General features: G+C 69.9%; 5 protein-coding genes. 1 reads left to right on the top strand and 4 read right to left on the bottom strand.

Going from position 1 to position 2,710, the window contains the following annotated elements; genetic code table 11:
- Nucleotides 1-23: 23 nt before the first annotated feature.
- From pgl to WD250_15910, 4 genes are all read right to left on the bottom strand, one after another.
- The gene (pgl, locus tag WD250_15925; GenBank protein ID MEX2621704.1) at nucleotides 24-728 is read right to left on the bottom strand and encodes a 6-phosphogluconolactonase; all 705 of its coding nucleotides are present in this window, start codon (nucleotides 726-728) and stop codon (nucleotides 24-26) included.
- Nucleotides 729-1,110: 382 nt separating this feature from the next.
- Nucleotides 1,111-1,359: a zf-HC2 domain-containing protein gene (locus tag WD250_15920; protein MEX2621703.1), complete on the bottom strand. Its 249-nt coding sequence runs from the start codon at nucleotides 1,357-1,359 to the stop codon at nucleotides 1,111-1,113.
- A complete protein-coding gene (locus tag WD250_15915) occupies nucleotides 1,359-1,922 on the bottom strand; it encodes a sigma-70 family RNA polymerase sigma factor (GenBank protein ID MEX2621702.1) in 564 nt (187 codons plus the stop codon). The genes WD250_15920 and WD250_15915 overlap by 1 nt, the downstream gene beginning before the upstream one ends.
- 220 nt (nucleotides 1,923-2,142) lie before the next feature.
- Nucleotides 2,143-2,409 carry a DUF427 domain-containing protein gene (locus tag WD250_15910; GenBank protein ID MEX2621701.1) on the bottom strand — a complete coding sequence of 89 codons (267 nt, stop codon included), beginning with the start codon at nucleotides 2,407-2,409 and terminating at the stop codon, nucleotides 2,143-2,145.
- Between the two features lie 116 nt (nucleotides 2,410-2,525).
- Here WD250_15910 and WD250_15905 point away from each other — a divergent pair.
- Nucleotides 2,526-2,710: sigma factor (locus tag WD250_15905; GenBank protein MEX2621700.1), on the top strand; the 185-nt coding region annotated here is incomplete at its 3' end.

Here is a 2,710-nt window from a genome sequence, read left to right as displayed (position 1 = left end):
CAGCACAGGGAACAGCAGTGGGCTCACCGGTGCGCCGAGGAGCCGACGAGCGCTGCGGCGTCAAGGTCGGCCACCAGAGTGGCCCGCTCGGTGTGGACGCGTGCCGCCGGGATCGACGCGTCGCCCGCCACGAGCTGCCCGACCACGCCGGCCTTGTGGCCGCCGGTCACCAGCCACAGGGTCCAGCGTGCGCGCGACAGCAGGGGCAGGGTCATCGTCATCCGCCGATAGCCGCGGTAAAAGCCGGTCACGGCGACGTCGCGGTCGCTGACCTGCACCGCCTCCTCGCCGGGCGCGAGGGAGGCAGTGTGCCCGTCGGAACCGACACCGAGGTGCACGACGTCGAGCCGTGCAGGGTTCCCGGCATGCACGCGCAGGAGCGCAGCGTAGCGATCAGCCGCGGCGTCCAGGTCGGGGTCGGTGACCGCCATGGGGTGCACGTTCGTAGCCGGGATCGCGACAGCGTCCAGCAGCCTCGCGGCCAGCATCGACATGTTGCGGTCCGGCGAGCCGCCCCGCGCGACACGCTCGTCAACCTGCAACACGTGGATGTGCTCCCAGGGCAGCCGACGTGCGGCAAGCGCTGTCAGCATGGCCGCAGGGGTGGTCCCACCGCTGAGCGCCAGCGTGGCGCGGCCGCGTGCGGCCACGGCCGCCTGGAGCTCCCCCGCCACGAGCGCGGCCGCGGTGCCCCCGACCTCGGCGGCAGCAACGGCTTGAACCTCCATACGTCCGGGAACGCCCTCGATCCCGGCCGCATTCCGTGTCCGCGACACGCAACGGATAGCTACCGAGCGGGTAGTGTTCCCCACGTCGGGGAAGCCGCCCGCACCCGGATCAGCGCGGCCGTGGCGCGCCTGCGCGCCATCGAGCGGCGCACCACGCCCCTACAGCCTGAGGCGCATCGCCATCGTCAGCAAGGTCACCCTCGAGCAGCTGTGGCACGCCGTGCCGGCGTTCCCGACCCTCAATGAGGTGTGGCTGCGGCTGCTGGAAGCGGACCGGGACCTGCGGACCCTCACCATGGGCCCATGGGCGTCGACGTGTTCGTGCTGGGCCTCATGATGCTGCGCGCCGTCCACTGACGGGAATGCTCCCCTCCCGTTGTGGTCAGGCCTGGGTGAGATCCTCGACGAACGCCCGTAGGCGTTCCAGCTGCTCGGATTCGTCCGGTGTCTGCAGACCTGCAACGGTCGACTTGAGCCAAAGCCAGGTCTGGGCGTCCAGGCCGCAGTCGCGGCAGCGGTCCAGGTGGTCAGCGATCAGCACCCCTCGGCGGTCGTGCAGCTCGCCGTCCAGGTATGCCTGCACGAGCCGGGCCACGGTCCGACAGCGCAGCGTGCGGGTGCGCCCTCGCATCACCGCACCGTCCCATTGGGGGTGATGCCGGCCTGCTCGAGGTGCTTGCGCAACCGTCGGCGTGCCCGGTGCAGGCGGCTCATCACGGTGCCGGCCGGGATACCGAGCACGCCGGCGGTCTCCTCATAGGTCAGGCCGTCGACGTCGACGAGCAGGACGACTTGGCGGAACGTGCCGGGCAGCTTCTGCAGCCCCTCGGTCAGCTCCACACCCAGCGTGCTGTCCATGACGAACTCCTCGGGGGCGTTGCGCCCATCCGCTCCGAGGCCAGGCGCGTTGGCCAATGCGTGCTCGTCGTTGACCATCGGGAGGCGGGCCCGCCGGTTCATGTTCTTCCAGGTGTTGCGCAGGATCGTGAGCAGCCACGCGCGCGGGTACCGACCGTCGAAGCGGTCCACCGCCCGGTACGCGCGGATGAGCGTCTCCTGGACGAGATCCTCGGCATCCGCCGTGCGACCGGTCATGCGCTGAGCGACACGCAGGAGGACATCCAGCTCCGGGACAACGTGCTCACGGAACTGGGTAGCGGCGTCAGATGTCGCTGCCTTGCGCTGTTGCTCCACTGCCCGGAAACCCCGGTCACCGGCCGCCACATTCCCTGTCCCCCTGTCCCGCGAATGGAAGCATCAGGACGCGCCAGCGGGTTGCCCCTGTGTGAGCAGCACCCTCACACACTCGGAGGTGACATCATGGAGTTCTCAGCGGTCGCCGGCCTGGTGGACGGGCTTCTCCCCACAGCGGTGATGACGGTGATGATGAAGATGGCCGCCGCCGCCGCCACGGTCAGTCGACGGTGACCTCGACGCCGGGCCCGAAGGCGACGTGGCCGGCGATGCGCCGGGCCAGCGGCCACGGCTTGGGGTAGTACCAAGCCGCGTCGACATGCGCATGGTCGTCGATCGTGATCGACAGGTAGCACGCCTTGCCCTTCCACCAGCACCAGCTCGTGGCGGGACTCTCCACGAGGTGCTCCCAGCGGACGGAATCCGGCGGGACGTCGTTGGTTGCCCTCGACGACGACGGTCCGGTTGCTGTCGGCGAGTGCCACACCGCTCCAGGTTGCCTTCATGCACAGGGAACACGTTCTTTGTCGCCGGCTCTTCCCACGACCATGGAATAGGCTCGCGATCGCCGGGGGTTCCCGCGTCATGGCCAGCGATGCGACGATGCCGACGCGGGCCACGATGCGTGACGCCAACTTCCACGACTACGTCGTGCCCGAGCTGGAGGTGCTGCTGCGTGTCGCGCGGCGGTTGACCGGCCAGTCCGACAGCGCCGAGGACCTGGTGCAGGAATCGCTCATCCGGGCCTACCGGGCGGTGGACCGCTTCGACGGTCGGTACCCGCGCGC

The sequence above is a fragment of the Egibacteraceae bacterium genome, from assembly GCA_040905805.1.
GTDB lineage: Bacteria > Actinomycetota > Nitriliruptoria > Euzebyales > Egibacteraceae > DATLGH01.
Note: the sequence above shows the minus strand (reverse complement) of the source record. Positions and strands in the feature narration are given on the sequence as shown.